The sequence below is a fragment of the Pedococcus sp. P2_F6 genome, from assembly GCF_056403675.1.
In genome coordinates this window covers 242914-263465 of the sequence record NZ_JBFUEZ010000004.1, presented here as the reverse complement: position 1 = coordinate 263465, position 20552 = coordinate 242914, and the positions used below count along the sequence as shown (strand labels likewise).

16 protein-coding genes are annotated in these 20552 nt (G+C 70.8%); 14 read left to right on the top strand and 2 right to left on the bottom strand.

What is annotated here, in order from left to right; translation table 11 throughout:
- The first annotated feature begins 38 nt into the window (after positions 1 to 38).
- The 12 genes from AC1DWP_RS12755 (at position 39) to AC1DWP_RS12700 (ending at position 15139) form a co-directional block, all read left to right on the top strand.
- Positions 39 to 941, top strand: a complete 903-nt coding sequence (locus AC1DWP_RS12755; RefSeq protein ID WP_477614845.1) for an FAD binding domain-containing protein — start codon at positions 39 to 41, stop codon at positions 939 to 941.
- Complete coding sequence (locus tag AC1DWP_RS12750; RefSeq protein ID WP_477614844.1) at positions 938 to 1516, top strand: (2Fe-2S)-binding protein; 579 nt, start codon at positions 938 to 940, stop codon at positions 1514 to 1516. Before AC1DWP_RS12755 ends, AC1DWP_RS12750 begins: the two co-directional genes overlap by 4 nt.
- Positions 1513 to 3990, top strand: a complete 2478-nt coding sequence (gene cutA, locus AC1DWP_RS12745; protein WP_477614843.1) for an aerobic carbon-monoxide dehydrogenase large subunit — start codon at positions 1513 to 1515, stop codon at positions 3988 to 3990. The genes AC1DWP_RS12750 and cutA overlap by 4 nt, the downstream gene beginning before the upstream one ends.
- A complete protein-coding gene (locus AC1DWP_RS12740) occupies positions 3987 to 4625 on the top strand; it encodes an SRPBCC family protein (protein ID WP_477614842.1) in 639 nt (212 codons plus the stop codon). Before cutA ends, AC1DWP_RS12740 begins: the two co-directional genes overlap by 4 nt.
- Positions 4625 to 5521 carry a carbon-nitrogen hydrolase family protein gene (locus tag AC1DWP_RS12735; RefSeq protein ID WP_477614841.1) on the top strand — a complete coding sequence of 299 codons (897 nt, stop codon included), beginning with the start codon at positions 4625 to 4627 and terminating at the stop codon, positions 5519 to 5521. Before AC1DWP_RS12740 ends, AC1DWP_RS12735 begins: the two co-directional genes overlap by 1 nt.
- A gap of 41 nt (positions 5522 to 5562) precedes the next feature.
- On the top strand, positions 5563 to 6021 hold the full coding sequence (locus AC1DWP_RS12730; RefSeq protein ID WP_477614840.1) for a VOC family protein: 459 nt from the start codon (positions 5563 to 5565) through the stop codon (positions 6019 to 6021).
- Between the two features lie 164 nt (positions 6022 to 6185).
- Positions 6186 to 7664: a serine hydrolase domain-containing protein gene (locus AC1DWP_RS12725; protein WP_477614839.1), complete on the top strand. Its 1479-nt coding sequence runs from the start codon at positions 6186 to 6188 to the stop codon at positions 7662 to 7664.
- Positions 7665 to 7739: 75 nt separating this feature from the next.
- Positions 7740 to 9911 carry a hydantoinase/oxoprolinase family protein gene (locus AC1DWP_RS12720; protein WP_477614838.1) on the top strand — a complete coding sequence of 724 codons (2172 nt, stop codon included), beginning with the start codon at positions 7740 to 7742 and terminating at the stop codon, positions 9909 to 9911.
- Positions 9908 to 11836, top strand: coding sequence for a hydantoinase B/oxoprolinase family protein (locus tag AC1DWP_RS12715; RefSeq protein ID WP_477614837.1), 1929 nt, complete (start codon positions 9908 to 9910; stop codon positions 11834 to 11836). Before AC1DWP_RS12720 ends, AC1DWP_RS12715 begins: the two co-directional genes overlap by 4 nt.
- Before the next feature lie 8 nt (positions 11837 to 11844).
- Positions 11845 to 13026, top strand: coding sequence for a CaiB/BaiF CoA transferase family protein (locus AC1DWP_RS12710; protein WP_477614836.1), 1182 nt, complete (start codon positions 11845 to 11847; stop codon positions 13024 to 13026).
- A 29-nt stretch (positions 13027 to 13055) separates the two neighbouring features.
- The gene (locus AC1DWP_RS12705) at positions 13056 to 14147 is read left to right on the top strand and encodes an alpha/beta fold hydrolase (protein WP_477614835.1); all 1092 of its coding nucleotides are present in this window, start codon (positions 13056 to 13058) and stop codon (positions 14145 to 14147) included.
- Positions 14148 to 14287: 140 nt separating this feature from the next.
- Positions 14288 to 15139, top strand: coding sequence for a class I SAM-dependent methyltransferase (locus AC1DWP_RS12700; protein ID WP_477614834.1), 852 nt, complete (start codon positions 14288 to 14290; stop codon positions 15137 to 15139).
- Between the two features lie 115 nt (positions 15140 to 15254).
- Here the strand turns inward: AC1DWP_RS12700 and AC1DWP_RS12695 are convergent, their stop codons facing one another.
- Both AC1DWP_RS12695 and AC1DWP_RS12690 read right to left on the bottom strand, forming a co-directional pair.
- Positions 15255 to 16571, bottom strand: a complete 1317-nt coding sequence (locus AC1DWP_RS12695; RefSeq protein WP_477614833.1) for a fatty acid desaturase family protein — start codon at positions 16569 to 16571, stop codon at positions 15255 to 15257.
- Positions 16572 to 16580: 9 nt separating this feature from the next.
- Positions 16581 to 17690: a ferredoxin reductase gene (locus tag AC1DWP_RS12690; RefSeq protein ID WP_477614832.1), complete on the bottom strand. Its 1110-nt coding sequence runs from the start codon at positions 17688 to 17690 to the stop codon at positions 16581 to 16583.
- A 152-nt stretch (positions 17691 to 17842) separates the two neighbouring features.
- Here AC1DWP_RS12690 and AC1DWP_RS12685 point away from each other — a divergent pair, with 152 nt between their 5' ends.
- Together AC1DWP_RS12685 and AC1DWP_RS12680 are read left to right on the top strand one after the other, a co-directional pair.
- The gene (locus tag AC1DWP_RS12685; RefSeq protein WP_477614831.1) at positions 17843 to 19012 is read left to right on the top strand and encodes a PucR family transcriptional regulator; all 1170 of its coding nucleotides are present in this window, start codon (positions 17843 to 17845) and stop codon (positions 19010 to 19012) included.
- Between the two features lie 28 nt (positions 19013 to 19040).
- Positions 19041 to 20549 carry a carboxyl transferase domain-containing protein gene (locus AC1DWP_RS12680; RefSeq protein WP_477614830.1) on the top strand — a complete coding sequence of 503 codons (1509 nt, stop codon included), beginning with the start codon at positions 19041 to 19043 and terminating at the stop codon, positions 20547 to 20549.
- Positions 20550 to 20552 lie beyond the last annotated feature (3 nt).

Below are 20552 nucleotides of genomic sequence, written 5' to 3'. Positions count from 1 at the left end.
AACTAGCCCCCACCGACTCGAGAAGGCAGGATCAGTCCGTGAAGCCCGCCCCGTTCGTGCACCACGCCCCTCGCACCGTCGCAGAGGCGGTCGCGGTGCTGGCCGAGGTCGGGCACGAAGGCAAGGTCCTGGCGGGCGGCCAGAGCCTCATCCCGATCCTGAACATGCGCCTCGCCTCCCCCGCCCACCTGGTCGACATCAACCAGGTCGCCGGCATCGCCGACGTGACCGTGAGTGACACCGAGGTGCGGGTGGGTGCGTTGGTGCGCCACGCGCAGCTCGAGCACCACGACGAGGCGTATGCCGCGTTGCCGCTGCTGCGCCAGGCGCTGGTCAACGTGGCGCACCCCGTCATCCGCAACCGGGGGACCACCGTGGGCTCGATCGCCCACGCCGATGCTGCCGGCGAGATGCCCGCGATGCTCGCCCTCACCGACGGGGTCGTCGAGGCGGTCTCAACGTCCGGCTCCCGCGAGATCGCTGTGGCCGACTTCTTCCAGGGCGCCCTCGAGACGTCCCTGGAGGCCGAGGAGCTGGCTGTCGCGGTGCGGTTCCGGCGGTTCGCTGTCGGCACGGGCACGGCCTTCATGGAACGCGCCCGCCGACACGGCGACTACGCGATGGCCGGCGTGGCCGCCGCGGTCCGCACGACCGACGGTGTCGTGGCGGACGCCCGCCTGTCCTTCGTCTCGGTCACCGACGTCCCCCGCACCCTGGACGTGACGTCCCTGTTCGTGGGGCAGGAGCCGGGCGCCGTCGACTGGTCGACGTCGGCCGACCTCGTCCGCGACGCCATCGAGCCCGAGGGCGACATCCACGCCACCGCCGAGTACCGAGCCATGCTGGCAGCCGAGCTCGCCCGACTGACGTTGGCCGAGGCCGCCGCGAGCTCCCTTGCCTGGCAACGGAGCTCACACGACACGGAGGGTCCAGCAGCATGACCGAACCGGCCATCGAAGAGCTGCTCGACCTGACCGTCACGGTCAACGGGGTCCCCCGCCACGCGAAGGCTCCGGCCCGACGCCTGCTGTCCGACTTCCTGCGCCACGACCTGCGACTCACCGGCACCCACGTCGGCTGCGAGCACGGGGTCTGCGGTGCCTGCACCGTGCTCGTCGACGGCCAGCCGATGCGGTCCTGCCTGATGTTCGCGGTCACCGCCCAGGCCCACGAGATCACCACGGTCGAGGGCCTCGGCACCATCGAGGCCATGGGCCCGGTCCAGCAGGCGTTCACCGAGTGCCACGGCTTGCAGTGCGGCTTCTGCACGCCCGGCTTCCTGACCACCATCACCGCCTACCTCGAGGACCACCCGCACCCGACCTCAGAGGAAGCTCGCGAGGCGATCTCGGGCAACCTGTGCCGCTGCACCGGCTACCAGAACATCGTGAAGTCCGTCCTGCGCGCAGCCGAGATCCGTGCCGAGCGCGGACGCGCGGGGTATGCCGCGGAGCCGGGCACGCGGCATCCCGCTGAGCTTGCGAGCGGGGAGCTCGCGACCGGGGAGGCGACGTGACGACCCAGATGTTCGGGGCGCGCGTCACCCGCAAGGAGGACCCGCGCCTGGTCACCGGCGGCGGTCGCTACCTCGACGACATGGGTCACGGCGCGCTGGCTGCCGCCTTCGTGCGCAGCCCGCACGCCCACGCCCGCATCGTCGACATCGACGTCACCGACGCGTTCGAGATCGACGGACTCGTCGGGATCTGGACCCACGAGGACCTGCCGGGCAAGGTCGGCGAACCGCTCCCCCTGCTCATCCCCCACCCCACCCTGACCCACGGCCGCACGCAGTTCGCCCTGGCGCGTGACGAGGTCAACTACGTCGGCGAGGCGATCGTCATGGTGGTCGCCCGCGACCGCTACGTCGCCGAGGACGTCTGCCAGCGGATCCGGGTGGACTACGAGCTGCTCACCCCCGTCGTCGGGATCGCCAACGCCCGCGACGGGTCGGCGCTGGTCCACGAGGACGTGCCCGGCAACGTCGCCTGTCGCATGCTCCAGGAGGTCGGCGACGTCGACGCGGCCATCGACGCCGCGCCCCACACGCTGGAGCTGGACCTCGACATCGAGCGCAGCGCCTGCATGCCGATGGAGGGCAAGGGCGTCCTGGCCCGGTGGGACACCGACAAGGGTGAGCTGCGCATCTTCTCCTCCACCCAGACCTCGACGGGGGTCCGGGCAGCCGTGGCCGCCAAGCTGGACCTGCCGCTCGCCAAGGTCGAGTGCATCGCCCCTGACGTGGGCGGCGGCTTCGGGGTCAAGATCAACCACCCGTGGCCCGAAGAGGTCCTGATCCCTTGGGCCGCAAGACTTCTCGAGCAGGAGGTGAAGTGGACCGAGGACCGTCGCGAGCACTTCATCTCCAGCGCGCACGAGCGTGGGCAGCTGCAGCAGATCCGCGTCGGCTTCGACGACGACGGGCGCATCCTCGGCCTCGACGTCAAGTTCTGGCACGACAACGGCGCCTACACCCCCTACGGCATCATCGTCCCGATCATCACCTCCACCCAGCTGCTCGGTCCCTACAAGCCGGGCGCCTACCGGTGTGAGTTCTGGTCGCTCTACACCAACACCGTGCTCGTGACTCCCTACCGCGGCGCCGGACGGCCGCAGGGCTGCTTCGCCATGGAGCGCACGATGGACGCCATCGCCGACCGCCTGGGTCTCGACCGGGCCGAGGCGCGGTCGCGCAACTTCATCCTCCCGAGCGAGATGCCCTACGACCACGGGCTGCTCTTCCAGGACGGGCGGCCGCTCAAGTACGACTCGGGCGACTTCCCCGCCTCGCTCGCCAAGCTCAAGGCCCTCGTGGGCTGGGACGACTTCGCGGCCTACCGCGCCCAGGCCGAGGCGGAGGGTCGCCGGGTCGGGCTGGGCATCGGCTGCTACGTCGAGGGCACCGGCGTCGGCCCCTACGAGGGCGGTCACATCCAGATCGAGACGAGTGGTCGGGTCAACGTGTCCACCGGCCTGACCTCGCAGGGCCAGGGACACGAGACGTCGTTCGCCCAGATCGTCGCGCAGGAGCTCGGCGTGCGCCTGGAGGACGTCTTCGTCACCACCGGCGACACCCGCCGGATGCCGTATGCCGTCGGCACGTTCGCCTCCCGCGCAGCGGTGATGAGCGGCAACGCGATCGCCCTCGCCGCGCGCAACGTCAGGGCCAAGGCACTTCGCATCGCGGCGGACGCCCTCGAGGTGTCGGCCGAGGACCTCGAGATCGTCGACGGCGTCGTGCAGGTCAAGGGCGCCCCCGGAACCACGATGTCCTTGGGCACCATCTCCGTCATGTCCAACCCGTTGCGCTACGCGTTCGACGACGCGGCCAAGGCGGCCACTCAGTTCGCCGGGAGCAACGACCCCGACAAGCCCCCCGTCGCCGACGACGACGAGCCCGGCCTGGAGGGCAAGGACTTCTACTCGCCGACCCAGGCCACCTTCGCCAACGGCATGCACGCGGCGATCGTCGAGTCCGACCCGGTCACCGCCGAGATCCGCATCCTGCGCTACTGCGTCATCCACGACTGCGGCAACATGATCAACCCGCTCATCGTCGAGGGACAGGTCCACGGCGGCGTCGCCCAGGGCGTGGGTGGAGCGCTCTACGAACGGATGGTCTACGACGAGTCCGGGCAGCTGCTCAATGCGAGCTTCATGGACTTCCTGATGCCCTACGCCTCCGAGGTGCCGCACATCGAGACCGACCACCTCGAGACCCCGTCGCCGCTGAACCCGTTGGGCATCAAGGGTGCTGGCGAGGCCGGCTGCATCCCCGTGACGGCGGTCATCGCCTCGGCCATCGAGGACGCCGAGGGCTTCCCGATCACCTCGATGCCGATCTCCCCGGTCGAGCTGTGGGAGCTGCGCCAGCGGCACGCCCGCGGTGAGATCCCCTCGCTCGCCCGCACGCGGCACGCCTCGGCCCCACCTGCACCCACCACGTCGTCAGGCTCCGCACCCGCCCCGCCTGCCCAGGAGGCACCATGAAGATCTCCGGCACCGCCGCCCTCAAGGCGACGCCCCAACAGGTGTGGGACGCGTTCCACGACCCCGAGGTGCTGGCCCGCTGCCTGCCCGGCTGCGAGGCGCTCACCGAGGTCGGCCCCGACGAGTACGCCATGACCGTCACGGCGGGTGTCGCGGCGATCAAGGGCACCTACGAGGGCAAGGTCGCGCTGCGTGACCCGCAGCATCCCGAGCAGTTCACGATGAAGGCGCAGGGCGCCGGCGGCCCGGGCACGGTCGACGCGGACGTCGTGGTTCGCCTCGCGCCTTCGGCCGGCGGTGGCACGGACCTGAGCTACGACGCCGACGCAGCGGTCGGCGGGGTGATCGGTGGCGTCGGTCAGCGGATGCTCGCCGGTGTGACCAGGAAGATGGCCGGGCAGTTCTTCGAGGCGGTGGACGACGACATCGCCGGGGTCCGCAAGGAGAAGAAGGCCGGCAAGTACGTCAGCCCCGGCGTCTCCGTCGAGGAGGTGCCCAGCGGCCCCCGGCCCATCCAGGGGGTCGGCACCTCCACGGCAGCGTACGGCGGCCGTCCGTATGCCTGGGGCGTCCTCACGGGCGGGGCGATCGCGCTGGCCGGGGTTATCGTGGGATGGGCGATCGGAGGACGTTGATGCGTGCATTCACAGCCGCTGCCATCCAGCTCGCGCCGGTGCCGGGACCGTTGTCCCCGGAGTCGGTGCGCAAGAACCTCGACAAGTGCGTCGACTTCACGCGGCGCTGCGTCGACGCGACGGGCGCCGAGCTCGTCGTGCTCCCCGAGTCGGCGACGACGGGGTTCACCCCCGACTGCACGACCGAGGAGCTGTGGGACCTCGTGTCGGAGATCCCGGGTCCCGTGACCGAACCCGTGCAGGCGGTGGCCCGCGACCTCGGTGTTTATGCCGTGCTGGGCACCTACGAGCGTGGGCCCGAGCGGGGGGTCGTCTACAACTCCTCGGTGCTGATCGACCGCTCTGGTGACGTCATCGGCGTCTACCGGAAGACCCACCCGTTCTGCACCGAGCACGTGGACGGCGGCGGGTGGGTGACCCCCGGCAACACCGTCACGGTCTGTGACACCGACCTCGGCAGGATCGGCATGATCATCTGCTTCGACGGCGACTACCCCGAGCTGTCCCGGATCCAGGCCGTGCAGGGGGCTGAGGTGATCGCCCGGCCGTCGGCACTGCTGCGGTCGGCCGACATCTGGGAGCTGACGTCTCGGGCACGCGCCTACGACAACCACGTCTACGTCATCGGCGCCAACGCCACCGGCATCGACCCGGCGGGGGTGCTCTACTTCGGCAACTCGCACATCGTGACGCCGAACGCCCACATCGCCGCCAAGGCCGCGTCGCACGAGGGGTGGGTATCGGCCCTGCTCGACCCGGCGACGGCCCTGTCTTCGCTCACGCCGGGCTCCAACATCGGCCAGGGCTTCGACCACCTGCGGGACCGCAACCTCGACCTGATCCGCAACCACCGCGACGAGCTCGAACGCCCCGCGGAGACGTCCTTCCCCCACTGACGTCCTTACAGCGCGGAGGCGAACCCGGCAGGATGGGCGCCATGGACTGGACCCTCGAAGTTGTCATCCTGCCCGTCTCCGACCTGACGTCGGCCATCGAGTTCTACCGCGACAAGGTCGGCTTCCACCTCGACCACCGCACCACCAATGACTTCATGGACGTCGCGCAGCTGACCCCCGAGGGCTCCGGGTGCTCGATCGTCATCGGCACCCTGCCCTCGCAACAGGAGATGACGCCCGGCTCGATGCGTGGCCTGCAGCTCGTGGTCGCCGACGCGGCCGCGGCCCGCGAGGAGCTGACCGGCCGGGGGGTCGAGTGCAGCGAGATCACCGTGTTCGACGAACGCGACGGGGGCACCTTCTTCGGTTTCGCCGACCCCGATGGCAACACCTGGGGCGTCCAGCAGCTCAAGGTCCGTGGCGAGAAGCCGCTCATCCCCCTCGACCACCGAGGCCGCTTGGGAGCGGACCAGCCGGAGCCCGGACCGGAGCCCACCTAGCAACTTTCAGAAAGCGAAACCAGCCTGCACGATCGCGAAGGCCGGTTTCACGTTGTGGAGAGACCTTCGCGGCCGCGAGCCATGGATCGACCTGTACGGACCACACCGCGGTCGATCCGAGGCACCAGTGGCACGAATGCACCTCGGCAACGAGACTGACCGGCATGCCGCTGCCCACCAGCACACCCTCGGCCCAGGGCGTCGACGCGCTCGGCCTCCTCGCCGTCATCGACGCCCTCGAGTCGGACGGTCACGACCCGCACAGCCTCCTGGTCGCAAGGCACGGCCACGTCGTCGCGCGCGGGTGGTGGGCGCCCTATGCCCCCGAGCGCGTCCAGCTCGTCTACTCACTGAGCAAGTCGTTCACGGCCACGGCGGTCGGGCTGCTCGTCGACGAGGGACGGCTCTCGCTCGACCAGCCGGTCCTCGACCTGCTGCCTCCCGGCGACCTGCCTGCCGGGGTCGACGTACCCGACCGCTACCGGCGGCTGACCCTCGGCCACTGCCTCACGATGGCGACCGGTCACGACGGGGAGGGCTGGGGTCCCGACGTCACGCGGGCGACCTACGACCAGCCCAGCGAGGGCGACCGCACCGACCCCGTGCTGGCCGCGATCCTCGCGTCCCCGCCCGAGCACGAGCCGGGGACGGCCTGGGCCTACAACCAGACCGCCACCTACCTCGCCGCGGGTGCCGTGCGGGGGGTCACGGGCTCGTCGGTGCTGTCGCTGCTGCGCGAGCGGGTCCTGCCGCTGCTCGACCCCCGCAGCGGGGGCGACGTGGTGTGGCACCGCACCGTGACCGGCCGTGAGCTGGGGTTCTCGGGGATCCACGTCGGCTCCGAGGCCATCCTCGCCCTCGCGCAGCTCCACCTCGACCACGGCCAGTGGGACGGGTCCGCGCTGCTGTCGCCCGATTGGGTCAGGACGGCCACGACACCGACCGGCCTGCCCAACCGTGAGGCCGACCCCAACCCCGACTGGCGCGAGGGCTACGGCGTCTCGTTCTGGAGCGCCCGGCACGGCTACCGCGGTGACGGCGCCTACGGCCAGTACGCCATCGTGCTCCCCGAGCAGGACATGGCGGTCGCCATCACCAGCGAGACCCTCGACATGCAGGCCGTCCTCGACCTGCTCTGGGATCACCTCCTGCCAGCCGTCGGGCACGTGGACGAGAGCGGCGACGAACTCGCCGACGCCGCACTCGAGGAGCGGTTGGCCACCCTGGCGGTCCCCACCCCGTCGTCCTCGGCCCAGGGCCCGGAAACCGGGTGGTGGGTGCGCGCCGAGGACAGCACCCTTCCCCCTGCATATGCCGCGATGAGCCTCTCGCCCGGCGGCGCGGCATACGAGATGGTCCTGGACTGCCACGGCACCAAGGTGGTCCTCGACGTGGGCGACGGCACGTGGGCGTCATCGACGCTCGCCGTGGGTGGCGTCGAGCTGCCCGTCGTCGCCTCCGGCGGCTGGGACGGTGACGGCTGCTTCAGTGCGGACGTCCGCCTCATCGAGACCCCACACACCATGCGCCTCCACACCCGCACCGACGGCACGGTGCATCTCGGCTGGCGCGCGGTGCCGATGCTCGGAGCCGACCCGCTCCGGAGTGCCGTGCGGGGGCCGGCGCTCCCCGCGCAGGACTGACGACACAGCCTTCACCGGCGTGGTTGGCAACATGTGCCAAGGCGAGGTGGACGCCTGACCGGTTGAATCTCACCCATGGCTCAGCGGCGGATCAGGATCGGTATCGACACGGGCGGCACGTTCACGGACGTGGTGGCGTTCGACGAGGACTCGGGCGAGATGGTGACGACCAAGACGCCGTCGACACCGAGCAACCCGGCGGACGGCTTCATCAACGGCGTCGCGAAGGTGCTGGACCTCATGGGTGCGGCCGGGCCGGACATCACGGCGGTCTGCCACGGGACGACGGTCGCGACCAACAAGCTGCTCGAGGGCAAGGTCGAACGGCTCGGCTTCATCACCAGCGAGGGCTACGAGTTCATGCTCGAGATCGCCCGCCAGGCGGTCCCTGACGGCTACGGCAACTCCTACTTCTGGGTGAAGCCGCCTCGCATCGTGCCGGCGGACGCCGTGCGCACGGTCGGTGGCCGGATGGACTTCCAGGGCAACGAGCTCCGGCCGTTCGACGAGGCCACGGCCGTGGCTGCGGCCCACTGGTTCCGAGACCGCGGGATCACCACGCTCGGCGTGTGCTTCCTGCACTCCTACGCCAACGACTCGCACGAGCTGGCGATGCGCGAGATCCTCCAGCGCGAGCACCCCGAGGCGATCGTGTCGATCTCGAGCGAGGTGCTGCGTGAGTACCGCGAGTACGAGCGCTCGATGACGACCCTCGTCGACGCGGCCGTGAAGCCCAACGTGAGCCGCTACGTCACCAACATCCACACGCGGCTCGACGACTTCGCCAGCGGGATCCCCTTCTACATCATGAAGTCCAACGGCGGCGTGCTGTCGGCGGACGAGGTCGTGCACCAGCCGATCACGACGGTGCTGTCCGGGCCGGCAGCGGGCGCGCTCGGGGCCGGCCTGATCGCCAAGCGGGCCGGGTTCCCCAAGGTGCTGACGTGTGACGGCGGGGGCACGTCGACCGACGTCAGCGTCGTCCTCGACGGCGAGCCCACCCTGACGACCGAGGGCACCGTCGGGGCCTACCCCAGCAAGATCCCGATGATCGACGTGGTCACCGTCGGCGCCGGTGGGGGTTCCATCGCCTGGGTCTCCCCCGAGGGCACGCTGAAGGTGGGACCGCACTCCGCCGGCGCCGATCCCGGCCCGCTCTGCTATGCCAAGGGGGGCACCCAGCCGACGATCACCGACGCGCACGTCGTCCTCGGCCGGATCCCTCCGCACCTGCTCGGCGGCGAGATCCCCCTCGATGTGGACGCCGCTCGCGCGGGCATCGACGCCCTGGCCGACCAGCTCGGCATCGACCCGGTCCGGTGCGCCACCGGCATCCTCGAGATCTCCGCGTGGAACCAGGCCAACGCGCTGCGCCAGGTCTCGGTGAAGCGTGGCCTGGACGTACGCGACTTCATGCTCACGACGTTCGGCGGCTCCGGCTCGCTGCTCGGCTGCCGGCTCGTGGACATCCTCGACCTCGCCGGGGTCGTCGTCCCGCAGAACCCGGGCAACGTCTCCGCCTTCGGGCTCCTCACCGTGGACGTCAAGAACGACTACGTCCAGACGATGGTGTCCAAGCACGCCACGCTCGACTACCCGGGGGTGCAGAAGACGTTCGACGAGCTCACCGCCAAGGCCGCGAAAGCCCTTGACGGAGAAGGCTTCCCGCGCGACGAGCACCGCTACTCGCGCACCGTCGACCTGCGCTACTTCGGCCAGGCCTTCGAGGTGCGCGTCGCCGCCCCCGAGGGCGCCGTCGACGAGGCGTATGCCGCGGGCGTGGCCGATGCGTTCCACGCGGAGCACCGCGCGTTGTACGGCTACGACTTCCGGGACGACCCGACCCAGCAGGTCGAGTGGGTCAACCTCCGGGTGACGGGAGTGGGCCCGATCACGCGTCCCGAGCTGCGCGAGGTCGAGACCCGCGACGCCGCGACTTTGAAGGCCAGTCCGGGTGATGGTCACCACGATCCTTCAAACTCGGCCGGTTCTGCCGCCTTGCCCGCGCCCACGAGCACGCGGGCGGTCTGCTTCGACGCCGACACCGGGACCGCCGACACCCCGATCTACTGGCGTCCGGACCTGCGGGCCGGCGACACCCTCGACGGTCCTGCGGTCATCGAGGAGTTCGGCTCCACCGTGCCGGTCCACCCCGGCTTCACGGTGCGGGTCGACTCCATCGGCAACCTCGTCATCACGCGGAACCCCCCAGCAGCCCCCATCACCTCAACAGAAGGTGCGCGATGAACAACGCCGGCCTGCCCACGGCATACGAGCACGGCAACCGGCTCACACCTCCGGGAAGCACCGTCGACCCGATTCTCGTGGAGATCGTCCAGGGGACGCTGGCCAGCGTCGAGATGGAGGTCGAGACCGCCATCGCGCGCACCAGCCGCTCCCCCATGATCCGCGACGCGCACGACTTCCGGGCGGGCATCCACGACCGGCAGCTGCGCAAGCTCACCGGCCGGTCCTACTCGGCCCTCGTGCACCCGATCGCCCGCGACTTCCCGCTGTCGGAGATGAGCGAGGGGGACGTCTTCTTCCACAACGACGTCTACGAGTCCGAGGGCGGCATCGGGCACCTCCCCGACCTGTGCGTGACGGTGCCGGTGTTCAGCGGCGGTGAGGTCGTGGCGTTCGTGCAGGCGTTCGGCCACCACGACGACATCGGTGGCGCGGTGCCGGGCTCGATGCCCAGCAACGCGTCCAGCGTCTACGAGGAGGGCCTGGCGGTCCCGCCGATCAAGCTGTGGGACAAGGGAGTTCCCAACAAGGCCGCCCTGCGGATCATGACCCGCAACTCCCGCATGCCCGACTCCCTGGCGGCCGACCTCGACGCGGAGTGCTCGGCCTGCCTGATGGGGGCCCGGCGGCTGTCCGAGCTGTTCGAGCGCTATGGCCGCGACACAATCGAGGCGGCGTTCGACACGATCCTCGACCAGACCACGGAGACGTACCGGCGAGAGATCCTGTCCAAGATCCCCGACGGCACCTACGTCTGGGAGGACTACGCCGAGCACGACGGCGTGGACGACCCCAGGCTGCACACCCAGCGGATCACCCTGACCAAGGAGCCCACGGGGGGTCCTGGTCCGGGGGACGGGGGCCCTCGGCTCATCATCGACTTCACCGGCACGGCACCGCAGGCCAAGGGGCCGATCAACCACTGCGGTGACTACGTCGGCGGCAACTTCCTCAAGAAGTGGCTCGCGCCGATCCTGCGCAACCTCGCCGACACCCCGGAACGGATGGCCGAGCTCGACGTCAACGAGGGCATCGTGCCGCTCATCGAGATGCGCTTCCCGGACAAGGGCACCCTGCTGACGCCGATCTTCCCCGCCCCCACGAACGCCCGGACCTTCGTCATCCTCAGGCTGCTCGGGGTGCTGGCCGGCGTCGTGGCCAAGGCCGTCGACGGCAAGATGCCCGCCGACCAGGAGACGATCCGCTACACCGGCGTCTACGGCAAGGACCGCGACGGCAACGACTACCTCATGCGCGAGGTGCTCGGCGGCGGCTCGGGAGGGCGCTACTACGCCGATGGCGAGGACACCATCCACGTCGTGCCCGACTCGCGGAACCTGCCCACCGAGTTCACCGAGAGCCGGTTCCCTTTCATCGTCGAGCGGCTCGGGCTCGCCGTCGACTCCGGCGGCGCTGGGCGCTTCCGCGGTGGCCTGGGCTACGAGAAGCAGATCCGGATGCTCAAGGACGCGCACTTCATGTCCATCGCCGACCGGTCGATCCTCGCCTGCTGGGGAGTCAAGGGCGGCAAGGCCGGCAGCTCCTTCAACGTCACCATCGACCTCGGCGGTCCCGACGAGCGCGAGGTCGACGCCCTGGCCGATGCCGAACCGGTCAAGGCGGGTCAGGTCATCAGGATCCGCACCACCGGCGGCGGTGGCTGGGGTGACCCGCTCGAGCGTCCCTACGAGGACGTCGAGCGCGACCTGCGCTGGGGCAAGGTGTCCTTCGAGGGCGCCCGCGCGGCATACGGCGTGGTCGCCTCGGGGACCAAGGACGCTCCGGTCGTCGACACAGCGGGTTCCGACGCCCTTCGCGCCGAGCTGCGCGCCGCCCGCGCAGGCGAGGAGCCGTTCTTCGACCGCGGCCCCGGCTACGCTCGCCTCGCCGACGGCAAGACGTCGGCCGACGTCGACTGGATGTGAGCAGCCTCGTGAACGCGCCCCTTGAGGACATCGTCGTCATCGACCTGTCGCGAGCCCTCGCCGGACCCCACGCGGGAATGATGTTGGGAGACATGGGCGCCCGCGTCATCAAGGTCGAGTCGCCCGGCACCGGTGACGACACCCGCGGCTGGGGACCCCCGTTCGTCGGGCCCGAGGACGACCCCATCTCGACGTACTTCCTCAGCGCCAACCGGAACAAGGAGTCGATCACCCTCGACCTGAAGTCCGACGACGGTCGCGATGTGCTCACCCGGCTGGCGACCCACAGCGACGTGCTGATCGAGAACTTCCGGCCGGGCGTCCTCGACCGGCTGGGCTTCTCCGCGGCCCGCCTCCACGAGCTCAACCCCCGACTCGTCATCCTGTCGATCAGCGGGTTCGGGCACGACGGGCCCCAGGGCGGAAGACCCGGCTACGACCAGATCGCCCAGGGTGAGGCCGGGCTGATGTCGGTGACCGGACCAGCTGCCGACACCCCCCAGCGCGTGGGGGTGCCGATCGGTGACCTGCTCGCCGGGATGTACGGCGCCTACGGGGTGGTGACCGCACTGCACGAGCGCAACACCACCGGTGTCGGGAGGGTGGTGCGCACGAGCCTGCTGGCTGCCCTCGTCGGCGCCCACGCCTTCCAGGGCACGGCCTACACCGTGGCCGGTCACGTCGGGCACGCGCAGGGCAACCACCACCCCTCGCTGTCGCCCTACGGCCTGTTCCACTGCCAGGACGGTGACATCCAGGTGGCCTGCGGCAGCGAGTCGTTGTGGGTCAAGCTCGCCCAGGCCTTCGACATCGACCCTGCCACGCCCGGCATGGCCACGAACCGCGAGCGCACCGTGAACCGCCCCCAGGTGACGGCCGCCCTCAACGCCGCCTTCGCGGCATACCCCCTCGACGTCCTCCTCCCGCGCCTGGCCGAGCTGGGCATCCCCGCGGGCGAGGTGCGCAGCATCGACCGCGTCTACGACTGGGACCAGACGCGTTCGCAGGGACTCGTGCTCGACATCGACCACCCCGTCCTGGGGCACATCGAGATCCCTGGGCCACCGATCCGCTTCGACGACAACGCGTATGCCGGTGGCCGCAGCGAGCACCTCGCGCCACCGACGCTGGGCCAGCACGACGAGAGCGTGCGCGCGTGGCTCGACGAGATGGACGCACCGCCGGACTGAGCGCAGCGACCGGACTTACCATCGGGGAGGTGGGCGTGCAGGCGCAGCAACCGAGGCAGGAGATCCGGTTCTGCCGCGCGCCCGACGGCGTGCGGATCGCGTATGCCGTGCACGGCACCGGTCCGCCGATGGTCGTGGACTCGTGCTGGCTGAGTCACCTGCAGTACGACTGGCAGTCCCCGGTCTGGCGGCACTACCTCGAGGAGTGGGGTCGTCGGAACACCGTCATCCGGTTCGACGAGCGCGGCCACGGCCTCTCGGACCGAGGCGTCACCGACCACAGCCTCGCGGCGCGGCTCGGCGACCTCGAGGCCGTCGTCGACGACGCCGGGATCGACCGGTTCGCGCTGCAGGCGATGGCCCAGGGCGGGCCGGTCGCGATCGCCTACGTCGCGAAGCACCTCGAGCGCGTCTCCCGGCTGGTCTTCTACGGCAGCTACTCCGGACAGCAGTCGAAGGACCCGACCGAGGCCGAGATGAACGACACGCTCGACGCGCTGATCAAGGTCGGCTGGGCGCGGCCCGACTCGGCGTTCCGTCGCGTGTTCACGTCCTTGATGATCCCCCGCGCCACCGAGGAGCAGCACACCTGGCTCGACGAGCTCCAGCGGGTCTCGACCGACGCCGACACCGCGCGGAGCTCACGTCGCCAGCGCCTGGCGGCCGACAGCAGCGCCCTGCTCGCGGAGCTCGACCTGCCCACCCTCGTGATCCACTCACGCGGCGACCGGATGAACGACTTCGAGGAGGCCCGCTACCTCGCGGCGGGCATCGAAGGGGCCCGACTGGTGGCCCTCGAGAGCGACAACCACATCGTGCTCGAGGACGAACCCGCCTGGCAGGTCTACTGCGCGGAGCTGCGTGACTTCCTCACTGACGAGGGCTCGGCGCCCGCGAGGCCCGCCTCCGGGCACCCCCAGTCCCTCGACGGGTTGTCCACGCGCGAGGTGGAGATCCTGCAGCTCGCCGCGCGGGGGATGGACAACGACACCATCGCGACCGCGCTGACGCTGAGCGTCCGCACCGTCGAGCGCCACCTCAGCAACGTCTACGCCAAGCTCGACCTCCACGGGAAGTCCGCCCGCACCGCGGCCGTCGCCCGCCTGCTCACCCGCGCCTGACGGCATACACGCACTGCGGCATCCTCCACGCACCCCGAAGTTGGGTACCTCCACGGATGCCGCCCTCCTCCGGGCAGTCCTACCTTCGGGATCGCAGGGGCAACCGGACGAACGAGAGCAAACAAAAGGGGAAGGACGGCATGACAACCCAGACATCAGGGACGGCGATCACCGACACCGACGAGGACCGCGCCCTCAAGGCCAGGCACAGCGCGATGTGGGCGCTCGGGGACTACTCCGCCGTGGCCAGCGAGGTCATTGCCTCCCTCGGCCCGATCGTGGTCGAGGCAGCCGGCATCACGGCCGGGCAACGCGTGCACGACGTCGCGGCCGGATCCGGCAACGTCGCCCTCCCGGCTGCGCGCACCGGCGCCGAGGTCGTGGCCACCGACCTCACCCCCGAGCTGCTCGACAAGGGGCGCCGCGACGCCGAGGCCGAGGGCCTGACGATCGCCTGGCGGGTCGCCGACGCGGAGGCGCTGCCCTTCGCGGACGGCGAGTTCGACGCGGTCGTGTCGTGCGTCGGCGTGATGTTCGCGCCGCACCACCAGGTGGTGGCCGACGAGCTGGTCCGCACCTGCCGGCCGGGCGGCACGATAGCCCTGCTCAGCTGGACGCCGGAGGGCTTCATCGGGCAGATGTTCGCGACCATGAAGCCGTACGCCCCGCCGCCGCCTCCCGGCGCGCAGCCCCCGCCGCTGTGGGGCCACGTGGACCACGTGCGCGACCTGTTCGGCGACCGGGTCGAGGGGCTCACGGCGCGACAGCAGGACCTCGTGGTGGACCAGTTCGCGACGCCGGAGGAGTTCCGCGACTTCTTCAAGGCCAACTACGGCCCGACCATCGCCGTCTACAAGGCCATCGCCGACGATGCCGACAAGGTCGCGGCCCTGGACCGTGACCTCGTCGCCCTGGCCGAACGGTTCGACCGCGGTGACGGCTACACCGTGCTCGACTGGGAGTACCTGCTGGTGACCGCCGCGCGAGTGTGACGGACGCCGCGACCGGCCCCAGCGCCAACGCGTCAGCCCGCCCGGAGTCCGGGCGGGCTGACGTGGTCGTTCGTGGCGCTGGGCGCCGGGTGAGGGGGGGTGAGGGGCTCCGGGCTCAGGCGGTGCGGACCGGGCGACGGTTGCGCAGCTTGCGGCGCACCTGCTTGCCGATCGCCTGAGCGGCGATGCCGACACGGTTGCGACCGGGCTCCGGGTTCGGGAGCGACAGGGAGATGACCTGGCCCCACGCGGACGCGACCTGCTTGTAGAGCGGCCCCGTCGTGTAGGTCAGGCCGTACCGCTCGCAGATCTCCTGCACCCGCGGGGCGATCTCGCCGTAGCGGTTGCTCGGCAGGTCGGGGAACAGGTGGTGCTCGATCTGGTGGCTCAGGTTGCCGGACATGATGTGCAGGGCCTTGCTGCCCGAGATGTTGGCCGACCCGAGCATCTGCCGCAGGTACCACTCGCCGCGGCTCTCGCCCTCGATGGACGCGCGGGCGAAGGTCTCGACGCCCGAGGGGAAGTGGCCGCACATGATGATCGAGTGCGTCCAGACGTTGCGGACGAAGTTGGCCGTCGCGTTGGCCGCGATGGTGTGCAGGAACGACGGGCCCGACAGCAGCGGGTGGAGGAGGTAGTCCTTGCGGGCCTGGCGCCCGACCTTGCGCAGCACCATCTTGCCGTTGCGCTTGAACTCCTCCTTGTCACCGCGGCCGGCGAGCTGCTTGCCGATCTCGAGGTCGTAGGCCGCGATGCCGTACTGGAAGAAGCACATGTTGACGAAGTTGTAGATCGGCTGGCCGAGGTAGGCCGGCGTCCAGCGCTGGTCCTCGTCGACGCGCATGATGCCGTAGCCGAGGTCGTTGTCCTTGCCGATCACGTTCGTGTAGGTGTGGTGCAGCTCGTTGTGGCTGTGCTTCCACAGGGCGGCCGGGGTGGCGCTGTCCCACTCCCAGGTGGTCGAGTGGATCTTGGGGTCGCGCATCCAGTCCCACTGGCCGTGGAGGATGTTGTGGCCGACCTCCATGTTGTCGAGGATCTTGGCGACCGACAGGCCGGCGGTGCCGACGATCCAGGCCGGCGGGAAGATCGAGAACAACAGCACCGCGCGCGAGGCGAGCTCGATCTTGCGCTGCACGTCGATCACCTTGCGGATGTATGCCGCGTCCTCGGCCCCGCGGGAGTCCAGGACTCCCTGGCGCAGCTCGTCGAGCTCCATGGCCAGGGCCTCGACGTCCTCGGCGGTCAGGTGCGCGGTGGGGTCGGCCTTGCCGGAGCGCTTCGGCACGTGGCGACGCTCGGCGATGGCGGTCGACAGCCGGCTGTTCGTGGTCCGGGTCGCGGTGCGCACGGAGGGGGCGCCCGGCGCCTTGGGGGTGGAGGCAGCGGAACCATCGATCGTGAGGTCAAACTTCTCTGCGGTGGCAGTCATGACGTCTCCTTAGAGGTCGATCTCGCAGTGGCCGGCAGCCGCCGACACACAGGTCTGGATGCGGATGCCGTCGCCCTTGGCGGCAATGGTGAGGTCGCCGCTGCGCAGGTCGCGCACGGCACCCTCCTTCAGGGGCACGACACAGCCGAAGCAGATGCCCATCCGGCAACCGGACGGCATCAGGACCCCGGCGGCTTCGCCGGCGTCGAGGATCGGGGTCGAACCGTCGGCATCGACGGTGATGCGCTGGGTACCGAAGGTGACCGTGCCACCCTCGCCCTCGGCGATGATGACCGGGCGGAAGCGCTCGGTGTGGAGTCGGTCGGCGATCTGGGCGTCGGCCCAGGCCGCCTCGAAGGCGTCGAGCATGCCCGTGGGGCCACAGGCCCACGTCTCGCGGAAGCGCCAGTCGGGCACGAGCTCGTCCAGCGAGTCGGTGCCGACCATTCCCTGGGAGTCGGTGTGCCGCTCGACGAGGCGGATGCGGCCGGCCTCGGCCCACTCGCGCAGCTCGGCGGCGAAGATGACGTCGGCCTCGGTGGGCGCGGAGTGGATGACGACGACGTCCTGCAGCTCGTCGAGGTGGTTGCGCAGCATCCCCATCACGGGTGTGACGCCCGAGCCGGCAGTGACGAACAGCGCGCGGGCCGGACGGGCCGACGGGAGCGTGAAGTCACCGGTCGCCTGGTCGAGGTGGACCAGGGTGCCAGCCTGGAGGGCGCGCACGACGTGGTTGCTGACCTTGCCGTCGGGGATCGCCTTGACGCAGATCGAGATGATTCCGTCCGGGGCTTCCACCGGGGAGGTGAGCGAGTAGGCGCGCCAGTTGCGCACCCCGTCGACGTCGACGCCGATCCGGATGTACTGGCCGGGCACGTGGCCGGCCCAGGAGCGACCGGGCTTGATGCGCACCGTGACGGCGTCCCGGGTCTCGGGGGTCACGGAGACGACGCGACCACGGAGGTCGGCGCCGGCGCGCATGGGTGCGATCAGGTCGAGGTAGTCGTCGGGCAGCACCGGGGTGACGACTGCCTCGGCAACTCGGCGGAGAACCGTGCGCAGGGACGGCCGGGGTCTCGTGGACCCTGGCGTCGTGCGGAGCGGGAGAACTGCGGTCATAGTTCCACTATGGGCGATCAGGTAGGGTAATTTCCTGACCACAGCGCGTGAGAATCGCGACCAGAACTGTTCGCAAAGGACAAAAGTCCATGGTGACGTCGGCCAGCGGGACCGCTGCTGAGCACGCGGCGGAGCTCAGTATCCCACCTGAGGTGCAGAGTGAGCTCAAGCGCGCTCTCCCCCAGGTGGCGGCCGACGCCGTCCAGGCCATCATCGTCGAGGTGCCCAGCTACGCCGAGGCCCGCGACTACCTCGTCGGCAACATCGAGTCGGCCGTGCAGGTGGCCCTCGGCAGCTTCCTGACCATGGCCGCCCGGTCCGACGACCCCAGCTCGCCGCTCGGGCCCGCGCGCCAGGCGTCCTACGCCCTGGGCCGCGGCGAGGCCCGCAGCGGGCGGAGCATGGACGCCCTGCTGTCCGCCTACCGCATCGGCGCCCGCGTCTCGTGGCGCGAGCTGTCGGCCGTGGGGGTGCGGGCCGGGATGTCCGCGCCCCTCCTGGCGCAGTTCGCCGAGCTGGTGTTCGCCTACATCGACGAGCTCTCCGCGGCCAGCGTCGCCGGTCACGCCGACGAGCTCGCCACAGCGGAGCGCAGCCAGGAGCGCCGGCTCGAGCGGCTGGCCCTGGACCTCGTGCGCGGCGCGTCCGACGAGGTGACGACCCGCCGCGCGGAGCGTGCCGACTGGGCCCCACCGACGACGGTCACCGTGCTGCTGGTCCCGGACGAGCGGCTGCACCAGGCCCGAGCCCTCGTCGACCCGAGGTCGCTGTACCTCGGCGAGGACCTGCCCGACCTGGCCGCCTCCGAGGACTACGTGGCCCTGCTGGTGCCCGACCTGCGAGCGCCCGCGCGACGTCGGCTGCTGCGGTCGCTGCGCGACTACGGCTGCGTGCTCGGTCCCGCCAGGCCGTGGCTGCAGACGGCCGCCTCCTACCGGCGGGCGCTGCGGGCGGCGCGCCTGCTGGCCGTCGAGAACCCCCGCCACACCACGGCATACGACACGGACGCCCACCTGGCCGAGCTGGTCCTGAGCGCCGATCCCGAAGCCCTCACGGACCTCAGGGCCCGCGCCCTCAAGCCGCTGGACGACCTGTCCCCCGCGGCGCGGGAGAAGCTCGTCGAGACGCTGCGCCTGTGGCTGCTGTTCGGTGGGCGTCGCGAGGCGGTGGCAGCCGGGCTCTTCGTGCACCCGCAGACCGTGCGCTACCGCATGGGGCAGCTGCGCGAGCTCTTCGGCGACGACCTCGACGACGCCGGGGTCGTGCTCGACCTCGTCCTCGCGCTGGGCGTTCCCCCCACGGGCGAGACGCTGACGCCCTAGGCTCGTCGCCTCGCACCCGGGAGGTGGCATGTCAGACCCGTCCAGGCCCTCGCGCCGACTCGGCGGGCTCGAGCTCGCCACGACCGTGCTCGACGCCGACAGCTGGGTGTCGTGGGACGGCCCGGTCCGCGAGGTGGCGACGGAGGGTTCGGCGTATGCCGCGGAGCTCGCCGCGGCCCGCGAACGGTCCGGTGCCGACGAGGCCATCATCACCGGCGAGGGACGCATCCGGGGGCGCCGGGTCGCCCTCATCGCCGGCGAGTTCCGCTTCCTCGCCGGTTCGATCGGCAGCACGGCCGCGGAGCGGGTGGTGCTCGCGTTCGAGCGCGCCCGCCGCGAGGAGCTGCCGCTCTTCGCCGCCCCCTCGTCGGGCGGCACGCGCATGCAGGAGGGGACGCCGGCCTTCGTGGGGATGGTCAAGATCAGCGCCGCCTGCGCCGAGTTCAAGGAGGCCGGACTGCCCTACCTGGTCTATCTGCGCCACCCGACGACCGGCGGCGTCTTCGCCTCGTGGGGGTCGCTCGGGCACGTCACGGTGGCCGAGCCCGGCGCCATGATCGGGTTCCTCGGGGCCCGGGTCTACGAGGCGCTCTACGACCACCCGTTCCCCGAAGGTGTGCAGACGGCCGAGAACCTCTTCGAACACGGCCTCATCGACGCGATCCTGCCCGTCGAGGCGCTCGCGGAGGTGGCCGACCGCGCCCTCACCGTGCTGACCGGCCCCCGGCAGGACCTGCCCGACGTCCCCGAGGTGCCCAAGGAGCAGCTCGCCGACACCCCCGCATGGGAGTCGATCACCCGCTCGCGGCGCACCGACCGGCCGGGGGTGCGCGCCCTCCTGCGACTCGGGGCGACGGACGTGCTGCCCCTGCACGGCACCGGGCAGGGCGAGTACGACCCCGGGATGCTGATGGCCCTGGCCCGGTTCGGGGGCGCCCCGTGCATCGTGCTGGGTCAGGACAGGGACCGCCAGACCCTCGACGAACCGTTGTCCCCCAAGGGACTTCGCGTTGCCCGGCGTGGCATGAAGCTGGCGCACGAGCTCAAGCTGCCCCTCGTCAGCATCATCGACACCGCGGGAGCCGCACTCTCCAAGGAAGCCGAGGAGGGCGGGATGGCCGGTGAGATCGCGCGCTGCCTCGCCGAGCTGGTGATGCTCGACGCGCCCACCGTCTGCGTACTGCTCGGTCAGGGCACCGGGGGTGGCGCGATCGCCGTCATGCCGGCTGACCGCGTGATCAGCGCGCAGCACTCGTGGCTGTCCCCGCTGCCGCCCGAGGGCGCCTCGGCCATCCTCCACCGCGACACCAGCCACGCCCCGGAGCTCGCCACCAGCCAACGGGTCCGCTCGCTCGACCTGCTCCACGCCGGCATCGTGGACCGGATCGTCGCGGAGCACCCCGACGCGGCCGACGAGCCCGAGGAGTTCTGCCGCCGGATGTCCCAAGCCATCCAGCACGAGCTCGCCGTCCTCGCCCGCGAGGACCCGGCCGCCAGGCTGGCCGCGAGGCTGGAGCGCTACCGCCGCCTGGGGTGAACG

What these genes read in the sequence shown, in the direction of transcription:
- AC1DWP_RS12750 (WP_477614844.1), top strand. Translation starts at nt 938, where the DNA reads ATGACCGAACCGGCCATCGAAGAGCTGCTCGACCTGACCGTCACGGTC.
- AC1DWP_RS12740 (WP_477614842.1), top strand. Translation starts at nt 3,987, where the DNA reads ATGAAGATCTCCGGCACCGCCGCCCTCAAGGCGACGCCCCAACAGGTG.
- AC1DWP_RS12735 (WP_477614841.1), top strand. Translation starts at nt 4,625, where the DNA reads ATGCGTGCATTCACAGCCGCTGCCATCCAGCTCGCGCCGGTGCCGGGA.
- AC1DWP_RS12730 (WP_477614840.1), top strand. Translation starts at nt 5,563, where the DNA reads ATGGACTGGACCCTCGAAGTTGTCATCCTGCCCGTCTCCGACCTGACG.
- AC1DWP_RS12725 (WP_477614839.1), top strand. Translation starts at nt 6,186, where the DNA reads ATGCCGCTGCCCACCAGCACACCCTCGGCCCAGGGCGTCGACGCGCTC.
- AC1DWP_RS12720 (WP_477614838.1), top strand. Translation starts at nt 7,740, where the DNA reads ATGGCTCAGCGGCGGATCAGGATCGGTATCGACACGGGCGGCACGTTC.
- AC1DWP_RS12715 (WP_477614837.1), top strand. Translation starts at nt 9,908, where the DNA reads ATGAACAACGCCGGCCTGCCCACGGCATACGAGCACGGCAACCGGCTC.
- AC1DWP_RS12700 (WP_477614834.1), top strand. Translation starts at nt 14,288, where the DNA reads ATGACAACCCAGACATCAGGGACGGCGATCACCGACACCGACGAGGAC.
- AC1DWP_RS12695 (WP_477614833.1), bottom strand. Translation starts at nt 16,571, where the DNA reads ATGACTGCCACCGCAGAGAAGTTTGACCTCACGATCGATGGTTCCGCT.
- AC1DWP_RS12690 (WP_477614832.1), bottom strand. Translation starts at nt 17,690, where the DNA reads ATGACCGCAGTTCTCCCGCTCCGCACGACGCCAGGGTCCACGAGACCC.
- AC1DWP_RS12680 (WP_477614830.1), top strand. Translation starts at nt 19,041, where the DNA reads ATGTCAGACCCGTCCAGGCCCTCGCGCCGACTCGGCGGGCTCGAGCTC.